18 protein-coding genes, 2 tRNA genes, 3 pseudogenes and 1 riboswitch are annotated in these 25,315 nt (G+C 62.9%); of the genes and pseudogenes, 12 read left to right on the forward strand and 11 right to left on the reverse strand.

Annotation, left to right across the window (positions count from 1 at the left end; translation table 11 throughout):
• Positions 1 to 48 precede the first annotated feature (48 nt).
• On the forward strand, positions 49 to 1,155 hold the full coding sequence (gene aroC, locus VDQ28_RS21025; RefSeq protein ID WP_323037793.1) for a chorismate synthase: 1,107 nt from the start codon (positions 49 to 51) through the stop codon (positions 1,153 to 1,155).
• A 100-nt stretch (positions 1,156 to 1,255) separates the two neighbouring features.
• Here the strand turns inward: aroC and VDQ28_RS21030 are convergent, their stop codons facing one another.
• Entirely contained in the window at positions 1,256 to 2,734 is a 1,479-nt protein-coding gene (locus VDQ28_RS21030) for an NAD-dependent succinate-semialdehyde dehydrogenase (protein ID WP_323038173.1), read from the reverse strand.
• Between the two features lie 87 nt (positions 2,735 to 2,821).
• Here VDQ28_RS21030 and VDQ28_RS21035 point away from each other — a divergent pair, with 87 nt between their 5' ends.
• The gene (locus VDQ28_RS21035; RefSeq protein WP_323037794.1) at positions 2,822 to 3,613 is read left to right on the forward strand and encodes an alpha/beta hydrolase; all 792 of its coding nucleotides are present in this window, start codon (positions 2,822 to 2,824) and stop codon (positions 3,611 to 3,613) included.
• A gap of 107 nt (positions 3,614 to 3,720) precedes the next feature.
• On the opposite strand, the gene VDQ28_RS21040 is transcribed toward VDQ28_RS21035, so the two are convergent.
• From VDQ28_RS21040 to VDQ28_RS21050, 3 genes are all read right to left on the reverse strand, one after another.
• Positions 3,721 to 4,200, reverse strand: coding sequence for a CoA-binding protein (locus tag VDQ28_RS21040; RefSeq protein ID WP_416349411.1), 480 nt, complete (start codon positions 4,198 to 4,200; stop codon positions 3,721 to 3,723).
• A gap of 205 nt (positions 4,201 to 4,405) precedes the next feature.
• Complete coding sequence (rlmB, locus tag VDQ28_RS21045; protein ID WP_323037796.1) at positions 4,406 to 5,185, reverse strand: 23S rRNA (guanosine(2251)-2'-O)-methyltransferase RlmB; 780 nt, start codon at positions 5,183 to 5,185, stop codon at positions 4,406 to 4,408.
• A gap of 72 nt (positions 5,186 to 5,257) precedes the next feature.
• Positions 5,258 to 5,995, reverse strand: coding sequence for a class II aldolase and adducin N-terminal domain-containing protein (locus VDQ28_RS21050; RefSeq protein WP_323037797.1), 738 nt, complete (start codon positions 5,993 to 5,995; stop codon positions 5,258 to 5,260).
• Between the two features lie 159 nt (positions 5,996 to 6,154).
• On the opposite strand from VDQ28_RS21050, the gene VDQ28_RS21055 reads away from it, so the two are divergent.
• Positions 6,155 to 6,238 (forward strand) — tRNA-Tyr (locus VDQ28_RS21055).
• A 120-nt stretch (positions 6,239 to 6,358) separates the two neighbouring features.
• On the opposite strand, the gene istB is transcribed toward VDQ28_RS21055, so the two are convergent.
• The 4 genes and pseudogenes from istB to VDQ28_RS21075 all read right to left on the reverse strand — a co-directional run bounded on the left by istB (position 6,359) and on the right by VDQ28_RS21075 (position 10,251).
• Entirely contained in the window at positions 6,359 to 7,153 is a 795-nt protein-coding gene (istB, locus tag VDQ28_RS21060; protein WP_323034836.1) for an IS21-like element helper ATPase IstB, read from the reverse strand.
• Positions 7,143 to 8,450, reverse strand: a pseudogene (istA, locus tag VDQ28_RS21065) (IS21 family transposase); the annotation flags it as partial. The pseudogene istA and the gene istB, both read right to left, overlap by 11 nt.
• Positions 8,444 to 9,214 (reverse strand): annotated as a pseudogene (locus tag VDQ28_RS21070) (transposase); the annotation flags it as partial. The pseudogenes istA and VDQ28_RS21070, both read right to left, overlap by 7 nt.
• 47 nt (positions 9,215 to 9,261) lie before the next feature.
• On the reverse strand, positions 9,262 to 10,251 hold the full coding sequence (locus tag VDQ28_RS21075; RefSeq protein WP_323037798.1) for a recombinase family protein: 990 nt from the start codon (positions 10,249 to 10,251) through the stop codon (positions 9,262 to 9,264).
• A 22-nt stretch (positions 10,252 to 10,273) separates the two neighbouring features.
• Here VDQ28_RS21075 and VDQ28_RS21080 point away from each other — a divergent pair.
• Positions 10,274 to 11,097 (forward strand): annotated as a pseudogene (locus tag VDQ28_RS21080) (IS3 family transposase); the annotation flags it as partial.
• 155 nt (positions 11,098 to 11,252) lie between these two features.
• Here the strand turns inward: VDQ28_RS21080 and VDQ28_RS21085 are convergent.
• Positions 11,253 to 11,342, reverse strand: a tRNA-Ser gene (locus VDQ28_RS21085).
• A gap of 500 nt (positions 11,343 to 11,842) precedes the next feature.
• Here VDQ28_RS21085 and VDQ28_RS21090 point away from each other — a divergent pair.
• Positions 11,843 to 13,327 carry a Do family serine endopeptidase gene (locus tag VDQ28_RS21090; RefSeq protein WP_416349412.1) on the forward strand — a complete coding sequence of 495 codons (1,485 nt, stop codon included), beginning with the start codon at positions 11,843 to 11,845 and terminating at the stop codon, positions 13,325 to 13,327.
• Between the two features lie 242 nt (positions 13,328 to 13,569).
• Here VDQ28_RS21090 and VDQ28_RS21095 read toward each other — a convergent pair whose 3' ends face one another.
• The gene (locus tag VDQ28_RS21095) at positions 13,570 to 14,136 is read right to left on the reverse strand and encodes a gamma-glutamylcyclotransferase family protein (protein WP_323037800.1); all 567 of its coding nucleotides are present in this window, start codon (positions 14,134 to 14,136) and stop codon (positions 13,570 to 13,572) included.
• A gap of 106 nt (positions 14,137 to 14,242) precedes the next feature.
• Positions 14,243 to 14,342, forward strand: a riboswitch (glycine riboswitch).
• A gap of 147 nt (positions 14,343 to 14,489) precedes the next feature.
• Between VDQ28_RS21095 and gcvT the strand changes: the two genes are divergently transcribed.
• From gcvT to VDQ28_RS21125, 6 genes are all read left to right on the forward strand, one after another.
• Entirely contained in the window at positions 14,490 to 15,596 is a 1,107-nt protein-coding gene (gene gcvT, locus VDQ28_RS21100; protein WP_323037801.1) for a glycine cleavage system aminomethyltransferase GcvT, read from the forward strand.
• A gap of 9 nt (positions 15,597 to 15,605) precedes the next feature.
• Positions 15,606 to 15,965: a glycine cleavage system protein GcvH gene (gene gcvH, locus VDQ28_RS21105; protein WP_323037802.1), complete on the forward strand. Its 360-nt coding sequence runs from the start codon at positions 15,606 to 15,608 to the stop codon at positions 15,963 to 15,965.
• A 71-nt stretch (positions 15,966 to 16,036) separates the two neighbouring features.
• A complete protein-coding gene (gcvP, locus tag VDQ28_RS21110; RefSeq protein ID WP_323037803.1) occupies positions 16,037 to 18,877 on the forward strand; it encodes an aminomethyl-transferring glycine dehydrogenase in 2,841 nt (946 codons plus the stop codon).
• Entirely contained in the window at positions 18,874 to 19,770 is an 897-nt protein-coding gene (locus VDQ28_RS21115) for a 2-dehydropantoate 2-reductase (RefSeq protein WP_323037804.1), read from the forward strand. Before gcvP ends, VDQ28_RS21115 begins: the two co-directional genes overlap by 4 nt.
• A gap of 131 nt (positions 19,771 to 19,901) precedes the next feature.
• Positions 19,902 to 22,787, forward strand: a complete 2,886-nt coding sequence (locus tag VDQ28_RS21120; protein ID WP_323037805.1) for a valine--tRNA ligase — start codon at positions 19,902 to 19,904, stop codon at positions 22,785 to 22,787.
• Positions 22,784 to 23,194, forward strand: coding sequence for a rhodanese-like domain-containing protein (locus tag VDQ28_RS21125; RefSeq protein ID WP_323037806.1), 411 nt, complete (start codon positions 22,784 to 22,786; stop codon positions 23,192 to 23,194). The genes VDQ28_RS21120 and VDQ28_RS21125 overlap by 4 nt, the downstream gene beginning before the upstream one ends.
• Before the next feature lie 91 nt (positions 23,195 to 23,285).
• On the opposite strand, the gene VDQ28_RS21130 is transcribed toward VDQ28_RS21125, so the two are convergent.
• Positions 23,286 to 24,728 carry a DEAD/DEAH box helicase gene (locus VDQ28_RS21130; protein ID WP_323037807.1) on the reverse strand — a complete coding sequence of 481 codons (1,443 nt, stop codon included), beginning with the start codon at positions 24,726 to 24,728 and terminating at the stop codon, positions 23,286 to 23,288.
• A 329-nt stretch (positions 24,729 to 25,057) separates the two neighbouring features.
• Between VDQ28_RS21130 and VDQ28_RS21135 the strand changes: the two genes are divergently transcribed.
• Positions 25,058 to 25,264: a cold-shock protein gene (locus tag VDQ28_RS21135; protein ID WP_323037808.1), complete on the forward strand. Its 207-nt coding sequence runs from the start codon at positions 25,058 to 25,060 to the stop codon at positions 25,262 to 25,264.
• Positions 25,265 to 25,315: the final 51 nt, after the last annotated feature.

Raw genomic sequence — 25,315 nt, forward strand, 5'->3', positions numbered from 1 at the left:
GAGAGCGGCGCAGGGGGCGTTTAGACGGGGGCCAAAGGGAGATCGCGCATGTCGTTCAACAGCTTTGGCCATCTGTTCCGCGTCACCACCTGGGGCGAAAGCCACGGACCCGCGCTTGGGGCAACCGTTGACGGCTGCCCACCCGGCATCGCGCTGACCGAGGCCGACATCCAACCCTGGCTGGACCGCCGCAAGCCCGGTCAAAACCGCTTCACCACCCAGCGCCGCGAAGCCGATGCGGTCGAAATCCTGTCCGGCGTCTACGAGGGCAAGACCACCGGCACGCCGATTCAGTTGTTGATCCGCAACACAGACCAGCGCTCCAAGGATTATTCCGAAATTGCAAAGACGTTCCGGCCCGGCCATGCCGACATCACCTATCACCAGAAATACGGCATCCGAGACCCACGCGGCGGCGGGCGTTCCAGTGCGCGCGAAACCGCAGCCCGCGTGGCGGCGGGCGGTGTGGCGCGGCAGGTCTTGGCGCAGCTGCTGCCGGACCTGATCATCACCGGCTATATGGTGCAGATGGGCCCGCGCCGTATCGACCGCACGCGGTTTGCGTGGGGCACGATTGCCGAAAACCCGTTCTGGAGCCCCGACGCAGCAACCGCGGACCTCTGGGCCGACGACCTCGACGCGCTGCGCAAGGCCGGCAATTCGGTGGGCGCGGTGATCGAGGTCACGGCGCGCGGCGTCCCCGCCGGACTGGGCGCGCCGATCTATGCCAAGCTCGACAGCGAACTGGCCTCGGCGATGATGACGATCAACGCGGTCAAGGGTGTTGAAATCGGCGCAGGCTTTGGCGCGGCGGCGCTGACAGGCGTTGAAAACGCAGATGAAATCTTCATGGGCAACGAGGGCAAGCCGGTCTATTCCTCGAACCATGCGGGCGGCATTCTGGGCGGCATTTCCTCGGGTCAGGATGTCGTGGTGCGCTTCGCCGTCAAGCCGACCTCATCGATCCTGACGCCGCGCGCCTCGGTGACCACCGACGGGCAAAATACCGAAGTTGTCACCAAGGGCCGCCACGACCCCTGCGTCGGCATTCGCGCGGTGCCGGTCGGCGAGGCGATGATGGCCTGTGTGCTGCTCGATCAACTGATGCTGCACCGCGCACAAATGGGCGACACCCCGGGCGGCATGATCGGATAATCCCCGCCCGTCTTTGTTCCTTCAATATCCTGGGGGGTGAATTTGCGCAGCAAAGAGGGGGGCAAAGCCCCCCTTCCCCGTCGCGACATCAAAACCAACCTCAGATGCTCAGGCAAATGTATTTCAGCTCGAGGAAATCCTCGATGCCGAAATGCGAGCCTTCGCGGCCAAGGCCCGATTGCTTCACACCACCAAACGGCGCCACCTCGGTGGAGATGATGCCGGTGTTCACGCCGACGATCCCGTATTCCAGCGCCTCTTGCACCCGCGTCACGCGGCCCACGTTCTGCGCGTAGAAATAGCACGCCAGCCCGAAGATCGTGTCGTTGGCATAGCCGATCGCCTCTTCCTCGGTGTCGAATTTGAACAGTGGGGCCAGCGGGCCAAAGGTCTCTTCTTGCGCGACCTTCATGGATTGAGTGACGCCGGTCACGATGGTCGGCTGGAAGAACGAGCCGCCCAGCGCATGTCGGCTGCCGCCAGTCATCAAGGAGCCGCCGTGGTCCAACACGTCCTTGATGTGTTCCTCGACCTTGGTCAAGGCCGCGTTGTTGATCAACGGGCCGGTTGTCACGCCCGCCTCCAACCCGTCACCGACATTCAGCTTTTCCACCGCCACGCGCAGCTTTTCGGCAAAAGCGTCATAAACGCCCGCCTGCACATAGATACGATTCGCGCAGACGCAGGTTTGCCCGTTGTTGCGGAATTTCGACATCATCGCGCCCTCGACCGCCGCATCCAGATCGGCGTCGTCAAACACGATGAACGGCGCGTTACCGCCCAGTTCCATCGAACATTTCATCACCTGGTCGGCGGCTTGCTTGAGCAAGATGCGTCCGACTTCGGTGCTGCCGGTAAAGGTCAATTTGCGCACGATCGGGTTTTCGCAGAATTCCTTGCCGATATCCGACGAACGCGACGAGGTGACGACCGAGAACAGCCCCTTGGGCACACCGGCCCGCTCGGCCAGAACCGCCATGGCAAGCGCCGACAGCGGCGTTTCGGCCGCCGGGCGCGCGACAAAGCCACAGCCCGCGGCCAATGCGGGCGCAACCTTGCGGGCGATCATCGCGTTCGGAAAATTCCACGGCGTGATCGACGCGCAAACGCCAATCGGCTGCTTGAGCACGGTGATCCGCTTGTCGCGCAGGTGGCCGGGGATGGTCTCGCCGTAGATGCGCTTGGCCTCTTCGCCGAACCATTCGACGAACGCCGCGCCATACAGCACCTCGCCCTTGGCCTCGGCCAGTGGCTTGCCCATTTCCGCGGTCAGGATCGTGCCCAGATCATCGGCATTGGCGACCATCAGATCGTACCATTTGCGCAAGACGGCGGCGCGTTCCTTGCCGGTCCGGGCGGCCCAATCCTTCATCGCGATATTCGCGGCCTCGATGGCGCGCGCCACTTCGGCCCGCGACAGATCCGCGACCTGGGCAATCACATCACCGCGGGCCGGGTTGGTGACCGCAAAGGTCTTGCCGTCATCCGCGCCAATCCAGGCGCCCGCCACATAGGCGCGGGTTTCCAAAAGGGTCTTGTCTTTGAGCAAGCTGCGCAGGTCTGTGGGGTGATCGAGCATGATATCCTCATTGTCGGGGTTGCCGTGCGGCACGGTTTGCGCAAGTTTGATCATAATCGCACGTTGATGACAAGGAACTGGCCCCGCATGACAGACGACCTCACTCTCGCCTATGAGAACCAGTCCTTTGTCCCCGGCTTCGATGCGATTTCCGCCAATTGGACGGTCGAGGCCGAGGCGCTGCGCCGCCGCCTTGGCGACCGCGCGCAGACCGGGCTGCGCTATGGGCAAGCGCCGCGCCAAACCTTTGATCTGTTCCTGCCCGACGTGACACACCCGGTCGGGTTGATGGTGTTCATCCACGGCGGCTACTGGCTGGCCACGTCGCCCTCAACCTGGTCGCATCTGGCCGCCGGTGCGCTGGCACGCGACTGGGCGGTGGCGATGCCCGGCTACACCTTGGCGCCCGAGGCCCGTATCCACACGATCACCAACGAGGTTGAAACGGCAATCTTTGCCGCCGCACAAATTGTCACAGGGCCAATCGTCGTTACCGGGCATTCCGCCGGCGGGCATCTGAGCGCGCGCATGGCCTGTACGGATCGCACGCCAGACTGGGCCGCCCGGCTGGTGCGCGTGGTGCCGATTTCTCCGGTCTCCGATCTGGCCCCCCTGAGGCATACCGCGATGAACGCGACCCTCAAGATCGACGCGGCCGAAGCCGCCACCGAGAGCCCCGCGCGCCTGACCAAACGCGACGATGTTGACTGTACGATCTGGGTTGGCGGCCAGGAGCGCCCCGCCTTCTTGTGGCAAGCGCGCCTGCTGTCCGAAAACTGGGATTGCCCATGGCACGTCGATCCCGGCAAACACCATTTTGACGTCATTGACGCGCTGAAGGATGCCGAAAGCCCGCTGATCCAGACCCTGTTGGACTAGATACATGCGCTATCGCATCACCAAGGCACGGCGTTCGGGAGTCGTGATTGCCGCTGCCCCATCTCTCGCCAAACGCAACCGGGTCTTGGCATGACCCGATAGGGCAATCACAGCTTGGACGAAATCACGCCCGTGTTGAACCCGCCCATCCGGAGTTCGCCGAAAAGCCGTTGATATTCGATCTTCGGGCAGCGGTTCTGAATGAAATTCACCCCCCGTTCCGCGCAGATCGCCTGGGCTTCGGGGCTGAAAACACCAATCTGCAACCAGACGGTTTTCAGGTTTGGCAGCGCCGTCATCGCCTCGATGACAATCGGCAAGACATGCTCGGAGCGGCGAAAAATATCGATCGTGTCCACCTCGGGCGGGCACTCCGCCACGGTGGCCACAACCGGCTCGCCCAGCAAAACCTGCCCCGCCAGACCGGGATTGACCGGAATCACCCGCTTCCCGCGCAGCCCCAGATAGCGCGCCACGAAATAGCTGGGCCGAATCGTGTTGGCCGAGACTCCAATCACCGCAACCATGCGCATGGATTGCAAGATCCGGCGCAGAGCAGCATCATCAGGGGCGTCGGGCATCATCATTCCTTTGCAATCACCTTGTCTCAGCCTTGTGCCGCGGACAATTGTCAATAAAAAGCGCCCGGCGGGGGTGCCGGGCGCAAGGTGGGAACGAGGGACAGTGAAGAAAACGCGAGAGTTCCGCTCAACGTTTCATGTAACAATATGGACACTCTTGGCATAAAAGAAAGAGGGGTCGCGACTTTGTGATGAAGCCGGGACGGAGCAGTTACCGAGCGGTTGTTGCCGCATACAGCGATACCGCTGCGGCATTCGACACGTTCAACGAGCCAAACGCGCCACCAAAGGGAATCCGCACCAGTTGATCACAGGTCTCGCGGGTTTTCTCGCGCAGCCCCGGCCCCTCGGCCCCCATCACCAGCGCAATAGGCCGTGTGCCCGCCGCCACGATACCTTGTTGCAGCGTGGCCTCGGCATCGCCGTCCAACCCCAGCAGCACAAACCCCATGCGTTTCAGCGTTTCCATCGCATCCGCCAGATTCGTGACCCGCAAATAGGGCTGACGTTCCAGTGCGCCGCTGGCGGTTTTCGCCAAGGCCCCGGTTTCGGGCACCGCGTGCTGCCGCGTGGCGATCACCGCCCGCGCGCCGAACACCTCGGCCGAGCGCAGGATCGCGCCGACGTTATGCGGGTCTGTCACCCGGTCGAGCATCACCACCAATGGCGCGCCCGCCCCCGTGGCGCAGACATCCTCGAACTTGCCCCAATCCAGCGGCTTGACCTCTAGTGCCGCCCCCTGATGCACCGATTCCGCCGCCAAAGGGGCCGAGAATTTGCGCGCGTCCTCGATCTCGGGTGCCATCCCCGAGGCTTCGATCGCCTCAGCCAGCTTGTCGGCGGCGTTCTTGGTCACCAACAGCCGCAGTTTTTGCCGCGCCGGGTTCATCAACGCATCGCGCACCGCGTGCAAGCCAAACAACCAGACGGTCTCATTCGCGGCACTGCGCTTGGCGCGTTCTTTTTCGACCACCCAGGTGGGTTTCTTCATGGTTTTGCCCCTCGATTTCGGCGCGCAGAATGCGCCGAGGCGGGTCTGGGCGCAAGGGCCAGCGCAGACCGTTCAGCCCTCGAAATCAGAACCCTCTTCGCGCAAGATCGCCTTGAGCTCGCGCAGATGCGCCTCGGCAAAGCCGGGATAGGCCTCCCATTCCTGCGCGGTCTTTTCGGCAATCTCATCCGGCATGACCCGCAACGCCTGCCCGGTTTGCAACGCCCGGATATAGGTTTCCGCCGCGCGTTCGAAATAATAAAGCCGATGAAATGCCTCGGCCACGCTGTTCCCGATCACCAGAACCCCATGATTGCCCATCACCATTGTGGTCATTTTCGGGTCCGCTAGAAGCGTTGCACAGCGCGCCCCCTCCTCGCCCTGCGCCATTCCGCCGTAGCCATCGTCAACCACATGGCGATTGAAAAACATGGCGCTGTTCTGGTCGATGGGCGGCAGGCGCGAGTTGGCAAGACTGGCCAGAACCGTCGCATGAATGGAATGCACATGCATCACGCAGCGCGCATGGCGACAGGCCCGGTGAATGCCGCCATGCAGGCCCCAGGCGGTCGGATCGGGCGCGCCGGGGCGGTCCATCGTGTTCGGATCATCTGCATCCAGCAGGATCAGATCGCGCGCGCTGATCCGAGAGAAATGCCGCCCGTTCGGATTGATCAGGAATTGCCGCGCCGCGTCATCCACCGCCAATGAGAAATGATTGGCGACCGATTCATGCATAGTCAGCCGCGCCGTCCAGCGAAACGCCGCCGCCAGGTCGCTGCGCGCCTCGGTCATGACATTGTCCAACATCCCCGTCTCCTTGCCCCTGATTCGCAGGATTTCATCTTGCCTGAAAATACTCTGCGGGGGTGAATTCGCCGCAGGCGAAGAGGGGGCGCAAAGCCCCCTTTTCCGACGTTTTCGACTCTTGACGCGCCTCACCCGCTTCGGTATCCACGCCGCAGCAATGGGCGACATGCTTCAAGGTGAGGCAGCGGACTGTAACTCCGCCGGGGAGACCCACGCCTGGTTCGATTCCAGGGTCGCCCACCATCTCCCCTACATATACCACGACAAGAAGCGACACAGGCCCTTCGATGTGTAGATTTCCACGCGGAAGTGAGCCGGGTTTTCCATCGAGAAGTGAGCCACCTCTAGGTTATGTTTCGGGTTTCAGGCTTTGGTCAATACGTGATTGTCCTCCCTCTTTTTCTGCGCCGCGGTGGCTGCACTGGTTTTGAAGCGGAAGCTGTCGTTGCCGGTCTCGAGGATGTGGCAACGATGGGTCAGGCGGTCGAGGAGTGCGGTCGTCATCTTGGGATCGCCGAAGACGGTGGCCCATTCGCTGAAGCTCAGGTTTGTGGTGATGACGACGCTGGTGCGTTCGTAAAGTTTGCTGAGCAGATGGAAGAGCAGCGCACCGCCTGATGCACTGAACGGCAGGTAGCCGAGCTCGTCGAGGATCACGAGATCCAGGCGGACGAGGCTTTCGGCAAGCTGTCCGGCTTTGCCTTTGGCCTTCTCCTGTTCGAGCGTATTGACGAGCTCGATGGTCGAGAAGAAGCGAACCTTGCGGCGGTGATGCTCGACAGCCTGCACGCCAAGGGCTGTCGCGACATGCGTTTTGCCAGTCCCAGGGCCCCCGATCAGCACAACGTTCTGGGCACCGTCCATGAACTCGCCCCGATGAAGTTGGCGCACCGTGGCCTCATTGATCTCACTGGCCGCGAAGTCGAAGGCGGTCAGATCCTTGTAAGCCGGGAAGCGAGCGGCCTTCATGTGATAGGCAATGGACCGGACCTCCCGCTCGGCCACTTCGGCCTTCAGCAATTGAGCGAGCATCGGCACCGCAGCATCAAAGGCTGGTGCGCCTTGTTCCATGAGGTCGGTGACGGCTTGGGCCATGCCATGCATCTTCAAACTGCGCAGCATGATGATGATGGCACCGCTGGCGGGATCATGACGCATGGCGGCCTCCGGCGGTCCGGGCCCGCAGGCCGTCATAGCGTTCGACATTCGCCTTTGGCTCACTGCGCAAAGCCAGTGCCTGTGGTGTTTCGATGTCCGGCCCACCAATCGTCTTTCCGTCAATAAGACGGTGCAGAAGGTTCAGAACGTGAGTTTTGGTTGCCACGCCCTCAGCCAAGGCCATTTCCACGGCGACGAGCACGGCCTGTTCGTCGTGATGCAGAACCAGCGCCAAGATATCAACCATCTCTCTGTCACCGCCAGGCTTGCGCAACATAAGGTCTTGCAGCCGCTTGAAGGCCGGAGGGAATTCCACGAAGGGCGCGCCGTTCCTGAGCGCACCCGGCTTACGCTGAAGGACGGCCAGATAATGGCGCCAATCGTAAATCGTGCGTGGCGGGAGTTGGTGGCTGCGCTCAATCACCCGCACATGCTCGCACAGGATCTGACCCTCGGCAGCGACCACCAAACGCTCTGGATAAACCCGCAAGCTCACAGGCCGGTTCGCAAACGACGCTGGAACACTGTAGCGGTTGCGCTCGAAGCTGATTAGGCAGGTCGGGGACACCCGTTTGCTATGCTCGACAAAGCCATCGAAGGCGGGCGGCAATGGCATCAGCACGGGGTGTTCTGCGGCCCAGACGTCAGCAACATTCCCCGGCAGTGCTGCATGAGGAATCTCATTCCACAACGCCACACAGCGCTGTTCCAGCCAATCATTCAGGGCCGCGAGATCGGGGAAGTCCGGCATGGGTTGCCACAGACGGTGCCTGGCATCCTGCACATTCTTCTCGATCTGCCCCTTCTCCCAGCCGGCGGCAGGATTGCAGAACGCTGGCTCGAACACGTAATGGTTGGCCATTGCGAGGAAGCGCATGTTGACCTGCCGCTCCTTCCCACGACCGACGCGGTCAACAGCGGTGCGCATATTGTCGTAAATTCCACGCCCTGGAACGCCGCCGAAGACCCGGAACCCGTGCCAGTGAGCGTCGAACAGCATCTCGTGCGTTTGCAGCAGATACGCCCGAACCAGAAAGGCCCGGCTATACGACAGCTTGATATGGGCGACTTGTAGCTTGACGCGCTCGCCGCCCAAAACGGCAAAATCCTCGCTCCAGTCAAACTGGAATGCCTCGCCCGGACGAAACGACAGCGGCACGAAGATGCCGCGCCCTGTTGCCTGCTGCTCTCGCTGCCGATCTGCCCGCCAGTCACGCGCAAAAGCCGCGACCCGACCGTAAGACCCATCAAAGCCAAGCACCACCAGATCGGCATGCAGCTGCTTCAGCGTTCCGCGCCCCAGAGTGCGACGAGGGCTGCCTCCAGGCCGGGCGCGCCATCGACGATGACAAATTCCGGTTTTTTTAGACCGCGCGCATCGAGATCACCGAGGAACATGCCCCATGCAGCTTTGCTCTCACCGCCCATATTCATGATGGAAAGCAACACCTTCTGTCCGTCTCAGTGCACGCCTATGGCCGCCAGCACCGAGATATTCGTCGCCTTTCGATCCAATCGGGTCTTGATGACTGTGCCGTCCAGAATGAGCCGGACGATGTCCTCATTGGCCAAGTCGCGCGCCGCCCAGACGTCCCAGTCGACCTTTACCTTGCGCCATGCGCGGCTGACCACGTCCTTGCTGACCGCCCCTTCGAACAGCCCATACAGCGCCCGCTTCACCCGCCGCGGGTTGGTCCGGGCCAGATAGACCGAGGCAATGAGGGCCTCAGCCTTATTGGTCAGCCGCTGGTAGCGCGGCAGCGCCTTTGATCGCCATTCCGTAGTCTTGCCGACCTCATCGACGCTGCGGGCGCGCAGAACGCTTATCGTCTCTGCCCCAAACGTGCCGATCAACTGACGCTCTCGGTGACCGTGCCGGTAGCCTGTGCGTTTGCCCGTGCTGCGGTCATAGCGGCAGCGCCCCAAAAACGCGTCCAGTTCCTCTTCGAAAACCGCCTCGATCGTGGCACGAATATTGTCTCGCAGACGATCCTCGATCAGATAGTAGCCCGCTTCATTGGCCAGTAGCGAAAGCGCAGCAGTATCAATATTGTTCTTCATGGCGTGATCTCCCTGGCGGTTGCTGCCGCCGGTTGGGTGAGTTCAAGTCACCCGGAGAGTGCGCCACCTTCATATTTCCACCACCTTCGCGACACGACCTCAGATCCGTCCGGGTCAAACTGATCTATACTGGCTGCTCGCAAGATATCGGCGGCTAGGGCTGAATCAATGGCGTGGCGCTTCAGATGATCTGACAGCCAACGGGTGTTGTGCAAATGCTCTTTGAGGCCCATGACAATCACACGCTCAATCTCGTCCGCTGGCAACCGCTCAATCGCGGAATTTTCCTCCGAGCCCTGCACGGTCGATGTGTAATACCAGTATCGCGTGAGCCTGGTCGCTCCGCCCTGAAGCACGGATTTGCTGGCGTAGGTCGTGCGCATCGCGCGGGCCTTGGAATCAAACAAGATACCATCCAACAGGCGCTTGGTAGGCCGGCGGTTCGTACTGATCCTTTTGCCACCATGATCCGCCAGTTGCGCTTGAACCCTTTGCCATGTGGCGTCGTCGATGATCGCATCATGGAGCCCCTCGTGCAGGTCCTCCTTATGGCGGACCTTGCCGATGTAGGTCGCATTGCGCAGGATGTTGTTGAGCGCACCGCGCGAGAATGGGTCTCCTCCAGTGATGCGCCCATGCCGATCCGTCCGTCGCTTGCTGACGATTCCTGATTCGGCCAATGTTTCTGGAAGCTTACGCACGGACCCAACCGCCAGATACACGGCAAAGATCTTCTGGACTGAGGCGGCTTCGCCAGGGTTCACCACCGGCGCCTTGTCCACTACATCATAGCTAAAGGGCACGGCGCCGCCCATCCACATGCCTTTGCACTTGGAAGCTGCAATCTTGTCGCGGATCCGCTCGGCGGTCACCTCGCGCTCAAACTGTGCGAAGGACAACAGCACATTCAGGGTGAGGCGCCCCGTGGACGAGGTTGTGTTGAACGCTTGCGTGACCGACACAAACGACACGCCTGATCCGTCAAACACATCGACCATCCGCGCGAAATCGGTCAGAGACCGCGTCAACCGGTCCACCTTATAGACGACGATGACATCGATCCGCTACCAGTCCATTCGACCGCCCGAGACCGAACTGCGCAAGCGGCTGCGGGATCTGGCCAATGAACGCCGCCGGTTTGGTTATCGACGGCTATTCGTGCTGCTGCGCCGCGTGGCGAGCCGTCAGGCATCAACCGCATCTATCGGCTGTATCGAGAAGAAGGGCTCACCGTGCGCAGACGCCGCGCCAGACGCAAGGCCGTGGGAACCCGTGCCCCGATCCTGGTTGAGGCCCGCCCAAACGCAAGGTGGTCGCTGGATTTCGTCGATGACCAACTCGCCTGTGGTCGGCGGTTTCGTATTCTCAACGTCATGGACGATGTGACACGGGAATGCCTGGCGGCCATTCCAGACACCTCGATCTCTGGGCGGCGTGTCGCGCGGGAGTTAACGGCCCTGATCGAGCGGCGCGGCAAGCCGGACATGATTGTCAGTGACAATGGGACCGAACTGACCAGCAACGCGATCTTAACCTTTGCCACGGAACGCAAGATCGAATGGCATTACATCGCGCCGGGTAAGCCCATGCAGAACGGTTTCGTCGAGAGTTTCAACGGTCGCATGCGCGATGAGCTTTTGAATGAGACCATGTTCCGGAGCATGGCCCATGCCCGTGCCGTGATCCGGGCATGGGCTGCTGACTTCAACGAAACACGTCCGCATTCGGCACTTGGCTACCAGACGCCCAACGCATTCGCCGAACGCATCACCACCGCAACCGACACCCGCGCTGCGCCACATGTAAGCTCCGCGCGGATGTCGATTGCTCAACGCGCGCCAATCGGCGTATCAACCCAGAGGACTCTGGTTCCGGCTGGATGAAAGTTCAGTGGCAGGTCAGTCGTGCCTCGAAGTACGAGATGCGGAGCAATGCCCATTCTTGGCGCTCCCACTGTAACAGGTGTCTGTAGCAGGGGCCGGATTTGCCAGTAACGCTCTCGGAAAAACCGTTTATGACCAGTGGATTACAGGTCAAGTGGCGGAGACGAAGGGATTCGAACCCTCGAGACGGTTTCCCGTCTGCGCCCTTAGCAGGGGCGTGCCTTCGACCACTCGGCCACGTCTCCACTTGCGGCAATACAAGGGAACCGTTGGGGGACACAAGAGGCAAAGCGTGATTTTTTATTGACCCTTGGATCCAACGCACTGTCGATACCGCCCTCCGGTGTTTGGGACTGTGCCCGGCATCGGCACAAGGTTGGGCGCGCAAATCACGGGACGCGAATCCAACGCGCCTCGTCGGCGCCCGACTTGGTCTCGCAAAGTAGGCGGGCGTGCCAGAATGCACCCCGCAAAAGGGCCGTAGCGCGCAATTTGCACGCCAGAGGGGTTCGATACGGATTACCCTTGATTGACCACCTTTACTCATGTGGCGCGACCCCGACAACGATCAACCAAACGGTGGCGCGCGTGGCCAGGTGTCTTCAGGTCACGATCCCTCACACACGTTCACCTTCGCTTGAGGGTGTGTTTCTCTGTTTGCACTGCCTGAGAATGCTCCTACATTCAGCGCAGAATCCGAGAACGGCCGCGCTTGGGTATTTGGGTTTGATCAAGGAAAACAACCATGACGCATCATCAACGGGGCGCCTCGAGGGCGCGTGTTGCTGCACTCCCTGCCCCAACCAGGCTGGCTCTGCGTTGGCTTTCAGTCGTCGGCATGCTGCTACTGATCCTCGCGATGGCCATGCCACTGAACGCACAGGATCGGCCTGTCAGCTTTGCCGATCTCGCCGAGCGGGTCAGCCCGGCGGTGGTCAATATCACCACCTCGACCACAGTTACCGCACAGCTTGATCCCAACCAGCCGCGCCTGCCCGATGGCGCGCCCTTCGAGGATTTCTTCAACGATTTCTTCAATCGTGACGGCCAGCGCCAACCGCGCCCGCGGCAAAGTCAGGCGCTGGGATCGGGCTTCGTGATCTCGGCGGATGGCTATATCGTCACCAACAACCACGTCATCGAGGGCGCGGATGAGATCGAGGTCGAGCTGTTCACCGGCGAACGCTATGACGCCGTACTGGTCGGCACCGACCCGGCAACCGACATCGCTCTGCTGAAAGTCGAAGCACCAACGGATATGATCTATGTGCCGTTTGGCGATAGCGAAGTTGCCCGTGTTGGCGACTGGGTTCTGGCCGTCGGCAACCCGCTGGGTCAGGGCTTCTCGGTGTCGGCGGGCATCATTTCGGCCCGCGGTCGCGCGTTGCAGGGCAATTATGACGATTTCATCCAGACCGACGCGGCGATCAACCGGGGCAACTCGGGTGGGCCGCTGTTCAACATGGATGGCGAAGTGGTTGGTGTGAACACGGCGATCCTGTCGCCCAACGGCGGCTCGATCGGTATCGGCTTTGCCATGTCGTCGCATGTCGTGGAGCGCGTCGTCTTCCAACTGCGCGAGTATGGCGAAACGCGTCGCGGCTGGTTGGGCGTGCGCATTCAGGATGTGACCGCCGATGTCGCCGACTCGCTGACCCTGCCCGAGGCCAAGGGTGCCTTGGTGACGGAAGTCATGGAAGGCCCGTCGCGCGATGCCGGAATGCAGTCGGGCGACGTGATCACCAGCTTTGACGGCGGCAATGTGGCGGATACACGCGATCTGGTGCGCCGCGTCGCGGATGCGGGCGTTGGCCGTCAGGTCGAGGTTGTCGTGTTCCGCGATGGTGCCGAGGAAACGCTGTTTGTCACCTTGGGGCTGCGCGACGATGATCAGCTTGCAAGCTCGTCCAGTCAAGGAGCCGCACCGGCAACGCCAGAGCAGATTCTGGGGCTGGAAGTGATCGAATTGACGGATCAGATGCGCACGGATATGGGGCTGGAACCCGGCCTGACGGGCGTGCTGGTGCGCGGTGTCGAGCCCGGGTCGGATGCCGAATCCAAAGGTCTGCGCGCGGGCGATGTGATCACCGAAGCCGGACAGGAACCCGTGAGCACCGTCGCTGATTTGCAGGCCCGTCTGGATGCGGCGCGCGAGGCCGGGCGTCGTACGCTCTTGCTGATGGTGCGTTCTGGCGGCGATCCGCGCTTTGTGGCGCTGTCGATCGAATAAGTGATCACCTGAAAAATTGAAAAGGCCGGGCCGTCGTGTGCCCGGCCTTTTTCATGCCCCCTGAAGCGCGGTTCCAGTGCCAGCTGCAAGGGGCAATGGTCCGACAACGCGGGCGCGCGGATCACTGCCGGAACACACCATCCCACAAGACGCCCTGCGCCGTCGGGCTGACCATGGCCCATGGGTCGCGCAAAACGGCGCAAGTCTCGGAAAACAGTTGCGCGCGCTGCGGCATGCTGGCCTTACCCGCGTTTCGGCACCACGCCCAGCGCGCGCAATTGGTCATCCACAAAGCCGCGCTCGCTGGCGCTGAGGCGTTGGTGGCGCGGATAGATCGGCGCGGCGCGGTCGTCACGCACCGGGGTTTCCCAACCGTCGGTCGTGTTGAAAAATGCCAGCGCGCCCGCCTCGCCGAATTCGCGCAAATAGCCCTGGATCACCACGTCCAGATAGCTCAACAGAATGGGCGCGCGTTGTTCCGGGTAGACCATGCTGGCCGGCGGCACGGCATAGATCTGCGCGCTGATCGGATGGTTTGCCTCATGCGCCAACCCGTCGCCGATCAGGTGCCGGCCGTACCCTTCTTCGCGCAAATCCAACGCCGCCCAATTGGCGCCGGGCACCAAGGCCACCAGCCCGTCGATTTCCGACTTGGCGCAGGGCACGCCTGTCAGAAACGGCACTGCACGCCCCCGGGTATGCCGCCACGCGCGCCGCCAGCCTTTCAACCGGGCGCGAAAGGCATAGTCATAGTCATGCGTGTCGCGGTTCACCAAGGAACCGTAGCCAAAGAAAAAAGGGTCCGTCATGCTCAGCCTCTGCGCACCTCAGCCGCTTGAACTTGCCCAAACTGCACGCCTTGCACAAGCCTCCACACCCCCTTGCCAGCCCCGCCCTCGGGCTGCTATCCAAATTGATGTGAACACGGGAGAATCTGCAGCGTGCCCCGCACGTTGCAGTGCCGAAGGAGCAACCGCCCCGGTAAACTCTCAGGCAAAAGGACCGCGTTCACAGTGGAACTCTGGAGAGTGGTGCACCGCACCCGCCGAAGGGATAACGATCTCAGGCGCCCGGTTGGGTACAGACAGAGGGGGCACCAACGGCGCATCCGCGCCTGTCTTTGGTGCCGGTTGTCCGGCCAAACAACACGGGGACTGCCCTAATGACTGACCTGCTCCGAACCCCACTTTACGATCTGCATGTCGAACTGGGGGCCAAGCTCGTGCCCTTCGCCGGGTACGAGATGCCGGTGCAATACCCGATGGGCGTGATGGCCGAGCACCAGCACACCCGCACCAAGGCCGGGTTGTTTGACGTCTCACATATGGGGCAGGTGTTGCTGCACGGCGAAGGTGCGGCGGCAGCGCTTGAGGCTCTGGTTCCGGTCGATATTCAGGGCCTGGCCGAGGGGCGGCAGCGCTATGCGATGTTCACCAATGACGCAGGCGGCATCATGGACGACCTGATGGTCGCCAACCGCGGCGATCACCTGTATCTGGTGGTCAACGCGGGCTGCAAGACTGCCGATATCGCCCATCTGCAAGCCCATTTGCCCGGCGTTGAGCCCATCACCGACCGCGCCCTGATCGCGCTGCAAGGCCCCGAGGCCGAGACCGCGCTGGCGCGTCTGGTGCCGGGTGTTGTGGATATGCGGTTCATGGATGTCGCGACGCTGGATTGGGATGGCGCTGCGCTGTGGATTTCGCGCTCGGGCTATACCGGCGAGGACGGGTTCGAGATTTCCCTGCCCGAGGCCCGCGCCGAAGCCTTTTGCCGCGCCCTGCTGGCGATGGACGAAGTCGCGCCCATCGGCCTTGGCGCCCGCGATTCGCTGCGGCTGGAATCCGGCCTATGCCTCTATGGCCATGATATTGATGCACAAACCACACCCATCGAGGCCGCTCTGAACTGGGCGATCCAGAAGGTGCGCCGCACAGGTGGCGCGCGCGAAGGCGGCTTTCCCGGCGCAGATCGCATCCTGGCGGAACTGACCAACGGTGCCGCCCGCACGCGGGTTGGCCTGCGGCCGGAAACCCGCGCCCCAATGCGCGAGGGCACCCAGATTTTCGCCTCGGCCGAGGCCACCGACCCGATTGGCGCCATCACCTCGGGCGGCTTTGGCCCGACCGTCGGCACACCAATTTCGATGGGCTATGTGCCCCGCGATCTTGCCACCGTGGATACAATCGTTTTTGGTGATGTACGCGGCAAACGCCTGCCCGCACGCATTGTCGCTCTGCCGTTCCGTCCTTCCACTTATCGTAAATGAGGCTCTGACATGAAATACACCGAAGACCACGAATGGCTGCGGGTTGATGGCGATCTGATCGTCGTCGGCATCACCGAACACGCCGCCGAGCAACTGGGCGATGTTGTGTTCGTCGAACTGCCCGAGCTGGAAACCCAGGCCGCCCGTGGCGACGAGGTTTGCGTCATTGAATCCGTCAAGGCAGCCTCGGACATTCTGGCCCCGCTCGAGGGTGAAATCGTCGAAGTGAACGACGCCCTGACCGCCAACCCCAGCCTGGTCAACGAAGACCCCGAGGGCGACGCGTGGTTCTTCAAACTCAAGATCGACGACATGGCCGCCCTCGATGAGTTCATGACTGAAGACGAATACAAGGATTTCATCAGCTGATGTCCCGGGTGCCCGCGCCGGGCACCCCCTCCCCCCTGCTGCGCCCCCTCCCTCGTTGTGCCGGAGCCATCATGACCTATTCGCCCACCGACTATAACCCCTACGACTTTGCCAACCGCCGCCACATCGGCCCCTCACCGTCTGAAATGGCCGAGATGTTGCAGGTTGTGGGCGTCCCCACCCTCGAGGCGCTGATCGACGAGACCGTGCCCGCCTCCATCCGGCAGGAAAAGCCGCTGCTGTGGGCGCCGCTCTCCGAGGGCGCGTTGCTGGCGAAAATGCGCAAGGTGGCCGACAAGAACACCGTGATGACCTCGCTGATCGGTCAAGGCTACTACGGCACCATCACCCCGCCCGCGATCCAGCGCAATATCCTTGAGAATCCGGCGTGGTACACCGCGTATACCCCCTATCAGCCCGAAATCGCGCAGGGGCGGCTCGAGGCGTTGCTGAACTATCAGACCATGGTCGCCGACCTGACCGGATTGCCCTTTGCCAACGCCTCCCTGCTCGACGAATCCACCGCCTGCGCCGAGGCGATGGCGATGGCCCAGCGCGTTGCCAAATCCAAGGCCAAGGGGTTCTTCATCGACGAGAACTGCCACCCGCAGAACATCGCGGTGATGCAGACCCGCGCCGCGCCCTTGGATATCGAGGTCATCGTCGGCAAACCCGCCGATCTGGACCCGACCAAGGTTTTCGGCGCGATTTTCCAGTACCCCGGCACCTATGGCCATGTGCAGGATTTCACTGACACCATCACCGCCCTGCAGGATGCCAAGGCCATCGCCATCATGGCCACCGACCTGCTGGCGCTGTGCATGCTCAAGGAGCCGGGCGCGATGGGGGCGGATATCGCCGTCGGCTCGTCGCAACGCTTTGGCGTGCCGATGGGCTATGGCGGCCCGCACGCCGCCTTCATGTCCTGCGCCGATGCGCATAAACGCCAGATGCCCGGTCGCATCGTCGGTGTGTCGATCGACTCACGCGGCAACAAGGCCTACCGCTTGGCGCTGCAAACCCGCGAGCAACATATCCGCCGCGAGAAAGCCACCTCGAACGTCTGCACCGCACAGGCGCTGCTGGCCGTCATGGCCTCGATGTACGCGGTATTCCACGGCCCCGAGGGGCTGCGCGCCATTGCCGAGCGCGTGCATTCGATGGCCGAACGCCTGTCGCGCGCGCTCAAGGCCGCCGGTGCCCGTGTGGAACCAGACGCCTTCTTTGACACGATCACCGTCGAGGTTGGCGTGGGGCAAGCGGGCATCCTCGCCGCCGCCCGCCACGAGGGGCTGAACTTTCGCAAGATCGGCACCCGCCACGTTGGCATCTCCCTGGATGAAACCGCCGACGAGGCCGTCTTGCAACGCGTGCTGATCGCCTTCGGCATCAATGGTGTCCCGCCGCATCGCACGCATCTGGGCTTCCCCGCCACGCTGCTGCGCAAGTCCGACTACATGACGCACCCGATCTTCCACATGAACCGCGCCGAATCCGAGATGATGCGCTACATGCGCCGCCTCTCGGACCGCGATCTGGCGCTGGACCGGGCGATGATCCCGCTGGGCTCCTGCACCATGAAGCTGAACGCCGCGGCCGAGATGATGCCCATCTCGTTCCCCAAATTCGCCAGCCTGCACCCGTTCTGCCCGCCCGATCAGGCGGCGGGTTATGCCGAGATGCTCGAGGACCTCAGCGCCAAGCTGTGCGAAATCACCGGCTATGCCGCGATGTCGATGCAGCCCAACTCGGGCGCGCAGGGCGAATACGCGGGGCTGTTGACGATCAAGGCCTATCACGAGTCACGCGGCGACACAGAGCGCGACATCTGCCTCATCCCGATGTCGGCGCATGGCACCAACCCGGCCTCGGCGCAAATGGCCGGCATGAAAGTGGTGGCGGTCAAATCCGCCCCCAATGGCGACGTCGATGTCGAGGATTTCCGCGACAAGGCCACCAAGGCGGGCGACCGTCTGGCGGCCTGCATGATCACCTACCCCTCGACCCACGGCGTGTTCGAGGAGGCCGTGCGCGAGGTCTGCAAGATCACCCATGAGTTCGGCGGTCAGGTCTATATCGACGGCGCGAACATGAACGCCATGGTCGGGCTGGTGAAACCCGGCGAAATCGGCGGTGACGTCAGCCACCTGAACCTGCACAAGACCTTCGCCATTCCGCATGGCGGCGGCGGCCCCGGCATGGGGCCAATCGGTGTGGGCGCGCATCTGGCACCATTCCTGCCCGGCCACCCGGAAACCGGCGGCCAAACCGGCCCGGTCAGCGCCGCCCCCTATGGCTCGGCCTCGATTCTGCTGATTTCCTGGGCCTATTGCCTGATGATGGGCGGCCCCGGCCTGACCCAGGCGACCCGCGTGGCGATCCTCAACGCCAACTACATCGCCGCCCGTCTGCGTGGGGCCTATCCGGTGCTGTTCATCGGCAACCGGGGCCGCGTGGCGCATGAGTGCATCCTCGACACCCGCCCCTTCGCCGAGTTCGGCGTCACCGTCGATGACATCGCCAAACGCCTGATGGACTGCGGCTTCCACGCGCCCACCATGAGCTTCCCGGTGGCTGGTACGCTGATGGTCGAACCGACGGAATCCGAAACCAAGGCGGAAATCGACCGCTTCATCACTGCCCTTCTGGCGATCCGCGAGGAAATCAAGGCCGTCGAAGCGGGCGAGATCACCGCCGAGGACAGCCCCCTGCGCCACGCTCCGCACACCGTCGAAGACCTCGTCGCCGATTGGGATCGCGCCTATGGCCGCGAACAGGGCTGCTTCCCGCCCGGTTCCTTCCGCGTCGACAAATACTGGCCACCCGTGGGCCGCGTCGACAACGTCTGGGGCGACCGCAACCTGTCCTGCGTCTGCCCGCCGATGTCGGATTACGTGCACGGCACCGAATGACGTCACAACGCATCGCGATCATGGGAGCGGGCGCCGTCGGCTGCTATCATGGCGCAATGCTGGCGCGGGCGGGCGAGCAGGTCACCCTGATCGGCCGCCCCGCGCTGGAACAGGCGGTCGCGACTCACGGGTTGCGCCTGGAAAAGGACGGCGCGGTTGAAACGACATCCGTCCGCGCCACCACAGACCCCGCAGCCGTCGCCGGGTGCGATCTGGTGTTCCTCGCGGTGAAATCCCGCAACACCCGCACCGCCGCCCGCGCGATTGCCCCGCACCTTGCCGCCAATGCCACGGTTGTCAGCCTGCAAAACGGCATCTCGAACGCCGCGATCCTGGCCGAAGAGCTGCCCCGCCCCACCCTGCCCGCCGTGGTCTATGTCGCCGTCAGCATGCCCACCCCCGGCCAGGTCATCCACCGCGGCGGCGGCAAGCTCTTGCTCGGCGACGGCCCCGGCGCCGCGGCCACCGCCAAACGCCTCAACGCCGCGCAAATCCCGACCGAGGTCTCACCCGACGTCGAAACGGCCCTCTGGACCAAACTCACCATCAACTGCGCCCTCAACGCCCTTTCCGCCCTGACCCGCCAACCCTATGCCACGATCCGCGCCCACCCGGACGCCACCGCCACCTTCACCGCAATCGTCCAGGAATGCACCGCCGTGGCCCAGGCCAGCGGCATCACCCTGCCCCGCGATATCCTCGATCAGGTCCTGACCATCACGCACACGATGCCCGGCCAATTGTCGTCAACCGCGCAAGACCTCATCGCCGGAAAACCCACCGAAATCGACCATCTCAACGGCGAGATCACCCGCCGCGCCGACGCGCTCGGCCTGCCTGCCCCCCTCAACCGCGCCCTCGCCCTATTGGTCACGCTGAATACCAGCCCCTGACATCATCTTGCCGAAAATACTCTGGGGGTGAATGGCCAACGGCCAGAGGGGGCAACGCCCCCTTTCTTCTTTCCCTCGCCTTGGCTAAACATCGCGCAAACGCTCGCCCAACCGCCCCGAGGGATATCCGCATGACCATGGACAAGACTTTCAACGCTGCCGAGGCCGAGGCCCGCATTGCCGCCGCCTGGGACACCTCCAAGGCGTTCCGCGCCGGGGCCAACGCCAGCCGCGATGAAACCTTCTGCATCATGATCCCGCCGCCCAACGTCACCGGCAGCCTGCACATGGGCCATGCGTTCAACAACACCTTGCAGGATATCCTCGTGCGCTGGCACCGGATGCGCGGCTTTGACACGCTCTGGCAGCCCGGTCAGGATCACGCCGGCATCGCCACGCAGATGGTGGTCGAGCGTGAATTGGCCAAGTCCGGCAATCAATCCCGCCGCGAGATGGGTCGCGAGGCCTTCACCGCGAAGATCTGGGAATGGAAGGCACAATCCGGCAACACGATCATCAACCAGTTGAAACGCCTCGGCGCCTCCTGCGACTGGGACCGCAACGCCTTCACCATGTCCGGCGCGGACGGTGCTCCCAAAGGCGAAGAGGGCAATTTCCACGACGCCGTGATCAAGGTGTTCGTCGACCTCTACAACAAAGGCTACATCTATCGCGGCCAGCGGCTGGTCAACTGGGACCCGCATTTCGAAACCGCGATTTCCGATCTCGAGGTCGAGAATATCGAGGTCGACGGCCACATGTGGCACTTCAAATACCCGCTCGCGGGCGGTGCGACCTATGAATATGTCGAGCGTGACGAGGACGGAAACGTCACCCTGCGCGAGACCCGCAACTACATCGCCATCGCCACCACCCGCCCCGAAACCATGCTCGGTGACGGGGCCGTGGCGGTGCACACCGATGACGAACGCTACAAGCCGATTGTCGGCATGCTCTGCGAAATCCCCGTCGGGCCCAAGGAACACCGCCGCCTGATCCCGATCATCACCGACGACTACCCCGATCCGAACTTCGGCTCAGGTGCGGTGAAGATCACCGGCGCGCATGATTTCAACGACTACGCCGTCGCCCAGCGCAACAACATCCCGCTCTATAACCTCATGGACACCAAGGCCCGGATGCGCACCGATGGCCTGTCCTATGAGGACAGCGCGACCATCGCCAAAGCCATCGCCGAGGGTCGCACCGATCCCAAATCGGTGGACGTGACCACGGTCAATCTGGTGCCCGAAGACCTGCGCGGCCTCGACCGCTTTGAAGCCCGCGCCAAGGTCATCGACGCCATCAACCACGAGGCTCTGGCGGTCACGGTCCTGGTCAAGACCAAAGATCCCGAAACCAACTCCGAGCATCTGGACCTCAAGCCGCTGGTCGAAGACAAGAAGATCATGCAACCCTTCGGTGACCGCTCCAAGGTGGTGATCGAGCCGTTCCTGACCGACCAATGGTTCGTCGACGCCGAAAAAATCGTCGGCCCGGCGCTGGACGTGGTCCGCGATGGCACGGTGAAAATCATGCCGGAATCGGGCGAGAAAACCTATTACCACTGGCTGGAAAACATCGAACCCTGGTGCATCTCGCGCCAACTCTGGTGGGGCCATCAGATCCCGGTTTGGTATGATGAGAACGGCAAGCAATATTGCGCCGCCTCCGAGGCTGACGCGCAAGCGCAAGCCCCCGGAAAAACCCTGACCCGCGACTCCGACGTCCTCGACACCTGGTTTTCCTCCGGCCTTTGGCCGCTCGGCACCCTCGGCTGGCCGGAACAAACCCCGGAACTGCAAAAATACTTCCCCACCGATGTGCTGGTGACCGGCCAAGACATCCTGTTCTTCTGGGTTGCCCGCATGATGATGATGCAGCTTGCCGTGGTCGGGGAAATCCCCTTTCACACCGTGTACCTGCATGGCCTCGTGCGCGACGCCAAGGGCAAGAAGATGTCGAAATCCCTCGGCAACGTCGTTGACCCGCTGGAGATCATCGACGAATTCGGCGCCGACGCGCTCAGGTTCACCAACGCCGCCATGGCCTCCCTCGGCGGCGTGCTGAAAATGGACACCCAGCGCATCACCGGCTACCGCAACTTCACCACCAAACTGTGGAACGCCACCCGCTTTGCCGAAATGAACGGCGTCTTTGACGGCCCCGCGTCCGAGGGCATCCCGCAGCCCAAGGCCACCACCAACCGCTGGATCATCGGCGAAACCGCCCGCACTCTGGCCGCCGTGGACGAAGCCCTTGCCGCCTACCGCTTCAACGACGCCGCCAACGCGCTTTACACCTTCGTCTGGGGCAAGGTCTGCGACTGGTACGTCGAATTCGCCAAGCCGCTGTTCGACGGCGATCAGGCCCAGGAAACCCGCGCCACCATGCGCTGGGTGCTCGACCAGTGCTTCCTGCTGCTGCACCCGATCATGCCCTTCATCACCGAAGAACTCTGGTCCCTGACCGGCACCCGCGCCAAGATGCTGGTGCACGGCGACTGGCCGACCTACGGCGTTGACATCGCCGACTCGGACGCCGACCGCGAAATGTCCTGGGTGATCAACCTGATCGAATCCGTGCGCTCCAGCCGCGCGCAAATGCGCGTGCCGGCCGGGTTGAAACTGCCGATGCTGGCGCTGGACCAGGACGAAGCCGCCCAGGCCGCCTTTATCCGCAACCAGCCGCTGATCGAACGCCTCGCACGCCTCGATGGGTTGACCCCGGCCGCCACCCTGCCCAAAGGCGCGCTGACCGTCGCCGTCGAAGGCGCAACCTATGCCCTGCCGCTCGAGGGGGTGATCGACATCGCCGGCGAAACCGACCGCCTGTCCAAGTCGCTGGAAAAGCTGGAAAAGGACATGGGCGGCCTCAAGGGAAGGCTGAACAACCCCAAATTCATCGAGAACGCGGGCGAGGAGGTCGTCGAGGAAACCCGCGCGCAACTGGCCGAGAAAGTCGACGAGGCCGACCGCCTGCGCGAAGCCATCGCCAAACTCAAGGCCATGGCATGAAACGCCTCGCCCTGATCCTGTCGCTGTCCCTCACAACCCCGGCCCTTGCCGACGAGGCGGTGATCGACGGCATGCTGGACTACATGGAATTCGCCGAGTACGAGGCCGGGATCATCCTGCCCGCGCAACTCGACGAGTCGGTGTTCGACGCTGTGACCTTCATCGACACCCGCGACGCCGGGCAATTCGAACAGGCCACGATCCCCGGTGCGCGCAACATCGAGTGGCGCGAAACCCTCACCCGCATGGATGAAATCCCCGCCACCGGCCTGGTCGTCCTGTTTTGCAACACCGGCACCCTGTCGGCGCAGGCCACATTCGCCCTGCGCGTCGCGGGCCGCGAGAATGTCGTGGTGCTGCAAACCGGCTTCCTCGGCTGGCTCGAAACCGCCGCCTACCGCCCCTGAGCCAAAAAAAGCGCAGGGATACCCAAAGGCCCCTGCGCTTTCATCTTGCTATAAATACTCATCTTTTCACGGTCAAAGCCCGCGAAAGACCTCAGCCCTCGTGGCGCTGTCCGCCACTGGCTTTGCGGCGCTGCGCTCCACCACCGGGCCCCCGACGCCGCGCCTTGTCACCGCCGAATTCCTCGGCATAGGCCGGATGCACGCGGGGTTTGCCCGGTTTGGCAGGCTTGCCACCGACCACCGGTTTCCCAGCGCCCGACCCCGGCTTGCCCTTGGCACCCGCCGCGCTTCCTTTGCCCCCCCCGGGACGGCCACCACCCGGGCGCCCCCCCGGACGGCCACCGCCACCGCCACCACCGCGCGCGGATTTGCGCGCCAGGGTGCGGGCCTCATCAGCCATCGCCTCGGGCCAGACATCGCCGCCCAGAACCTTGATCGGCTGTTTCATCAATGCTTCGATGGCGCGCAGGTCGGCAACCTCGGCGGGCGCACAGAAGGCCACGGCGCGACCCTCGCGACCGGCGCGGGCAGTGCGGCCAATCCGGTGGATGTAATTCTCGGGCACGTTCGGCAAATCGAGGTTATAGACATGCCGCACCAGCGGAATGTCCAGCCCGCGCGCCGCCACATCGGTCGCCACCAGAACCTTGGTTTCGCCCGAGCGAAAGCCCGCCAAAGCCCGCTCACGCTGGCCCTGGCTTTTGTTGCCGTGGATCGAGGCGACCGAAAATCCCCAGCTTGCCAGCAACCGCGACAGCTTTTCCGCGCCGTGCTTGGTGCGCGAAAACACCAGCGCCAGCTCGTCGGGATGCTCTTTCAGATAGCCTTCCAGCAGCTTCGGCTTGTCGCCTTGCGCCACGAAATGCACGGCCTGCTCGATCTTTTCGGCGGCCTTGCCCGGAGGGGCGACCTGCACCTTGATCGGGTTGTTCAGATAGGCCTCGGCAATCTCCGACATCTGCTTTGGCATCGTCGCCGAGAAACACAGCGTCTGGCGCTGCTGCGGCAGATACCGCACGATCTTGCGCAGCGCATGGATGAACCCCAGGTCGAGCATCTGGTCAGCCTCGTCCAGCACCAGGATCTGCACCTGTTGCAAGGTCACCGCGCGACGCTCCAGCAGGTCGATCAACCGGCCCGGTGTCGCAACCAGAATATCGCAGCCGCGCGCCAGACGGTCAGTCTGCCGGTTCAGCGAGGCGCCGCCCACCACCTTGACGACGTTGGTTTGCAACCCTTTGGTCAATTCGGTCAGCGTGTCGGCGATCTGATTCACCAACTCGCGCGTCGGCGCCAGAATCAGCGATCGTGCGCTTTTCGGCTCGGGCTTGCCCGCGCCATCCAGCGCATTCACAATCGGCAAGCCAAAGGCCAGCGTCTTGCCGGTGCCGGTCTGCGCCAGACCCAGCAGATCGCGCCCTTCCATGATTGGCGGGATCGAGCGCGCCTGAATCGGCGTCGGCTCGGTGAGGTCCAGGCGGATAAGCGCGTTGTTGAGTGCCGGAATCAATCCGAGCATGGAGAAGTCGGTCATACATGTCCTTTCGGGTGACAAGGTGACATGTACGGCGCGAGAGTGGCGGTCCATGTCGTGGCTGAGAACGCGCAAACACTGCGCCAGCCGATTAAGTGCGCCCAATGCGCCGGAACCCACCCAAAGTCAAGCGAATCCCGCTGACACGTGGGCAAAAACACACTGTGGTCTTGATTATTCCAGGAAACATGGCAGTATTTGCGCAGTGACAACCGACCTATCTGCGCCCGCCCGCCTACTTTCAGGCAGCCCGCAAGACCCAAGGCTGGCTGCACGGCCCCCAATGGCAATCTCGCCAGCGGGAAACGAAGAAGTAGAAGGATACGGATATGGCCACCGGCACCGTAAAATGGTTCAACGCCACCAAGGGTTTTGGCTTCATTGCCCCCGATGATGGCGGCAAGGATGTTTTCGTCCACATCTCGGCGGTTGAGCGCGCCGGTTTGACAGGTCTGCAAGACAACCAGAAAATCGCGTTCGAGATGCAGTCAGGCCGCGACGGTCGCGCATCGGCAAGCGATCTCAAGCTGCTTTAAGGCAGATATCGTGCGCCGCGGCGCGTTTGACAGGATTGACCCCCTCCGGCC

The sequence above is a fragment of the Pararhodobacter sp. genome (genome assembly GCF_034676545.1).
Classification (GTDB): Bacteria; Pseudomonadota; Alphaproteobacteria; order Rhodobacterales; family Rhodobacteraceae; genus Pararhodobacter.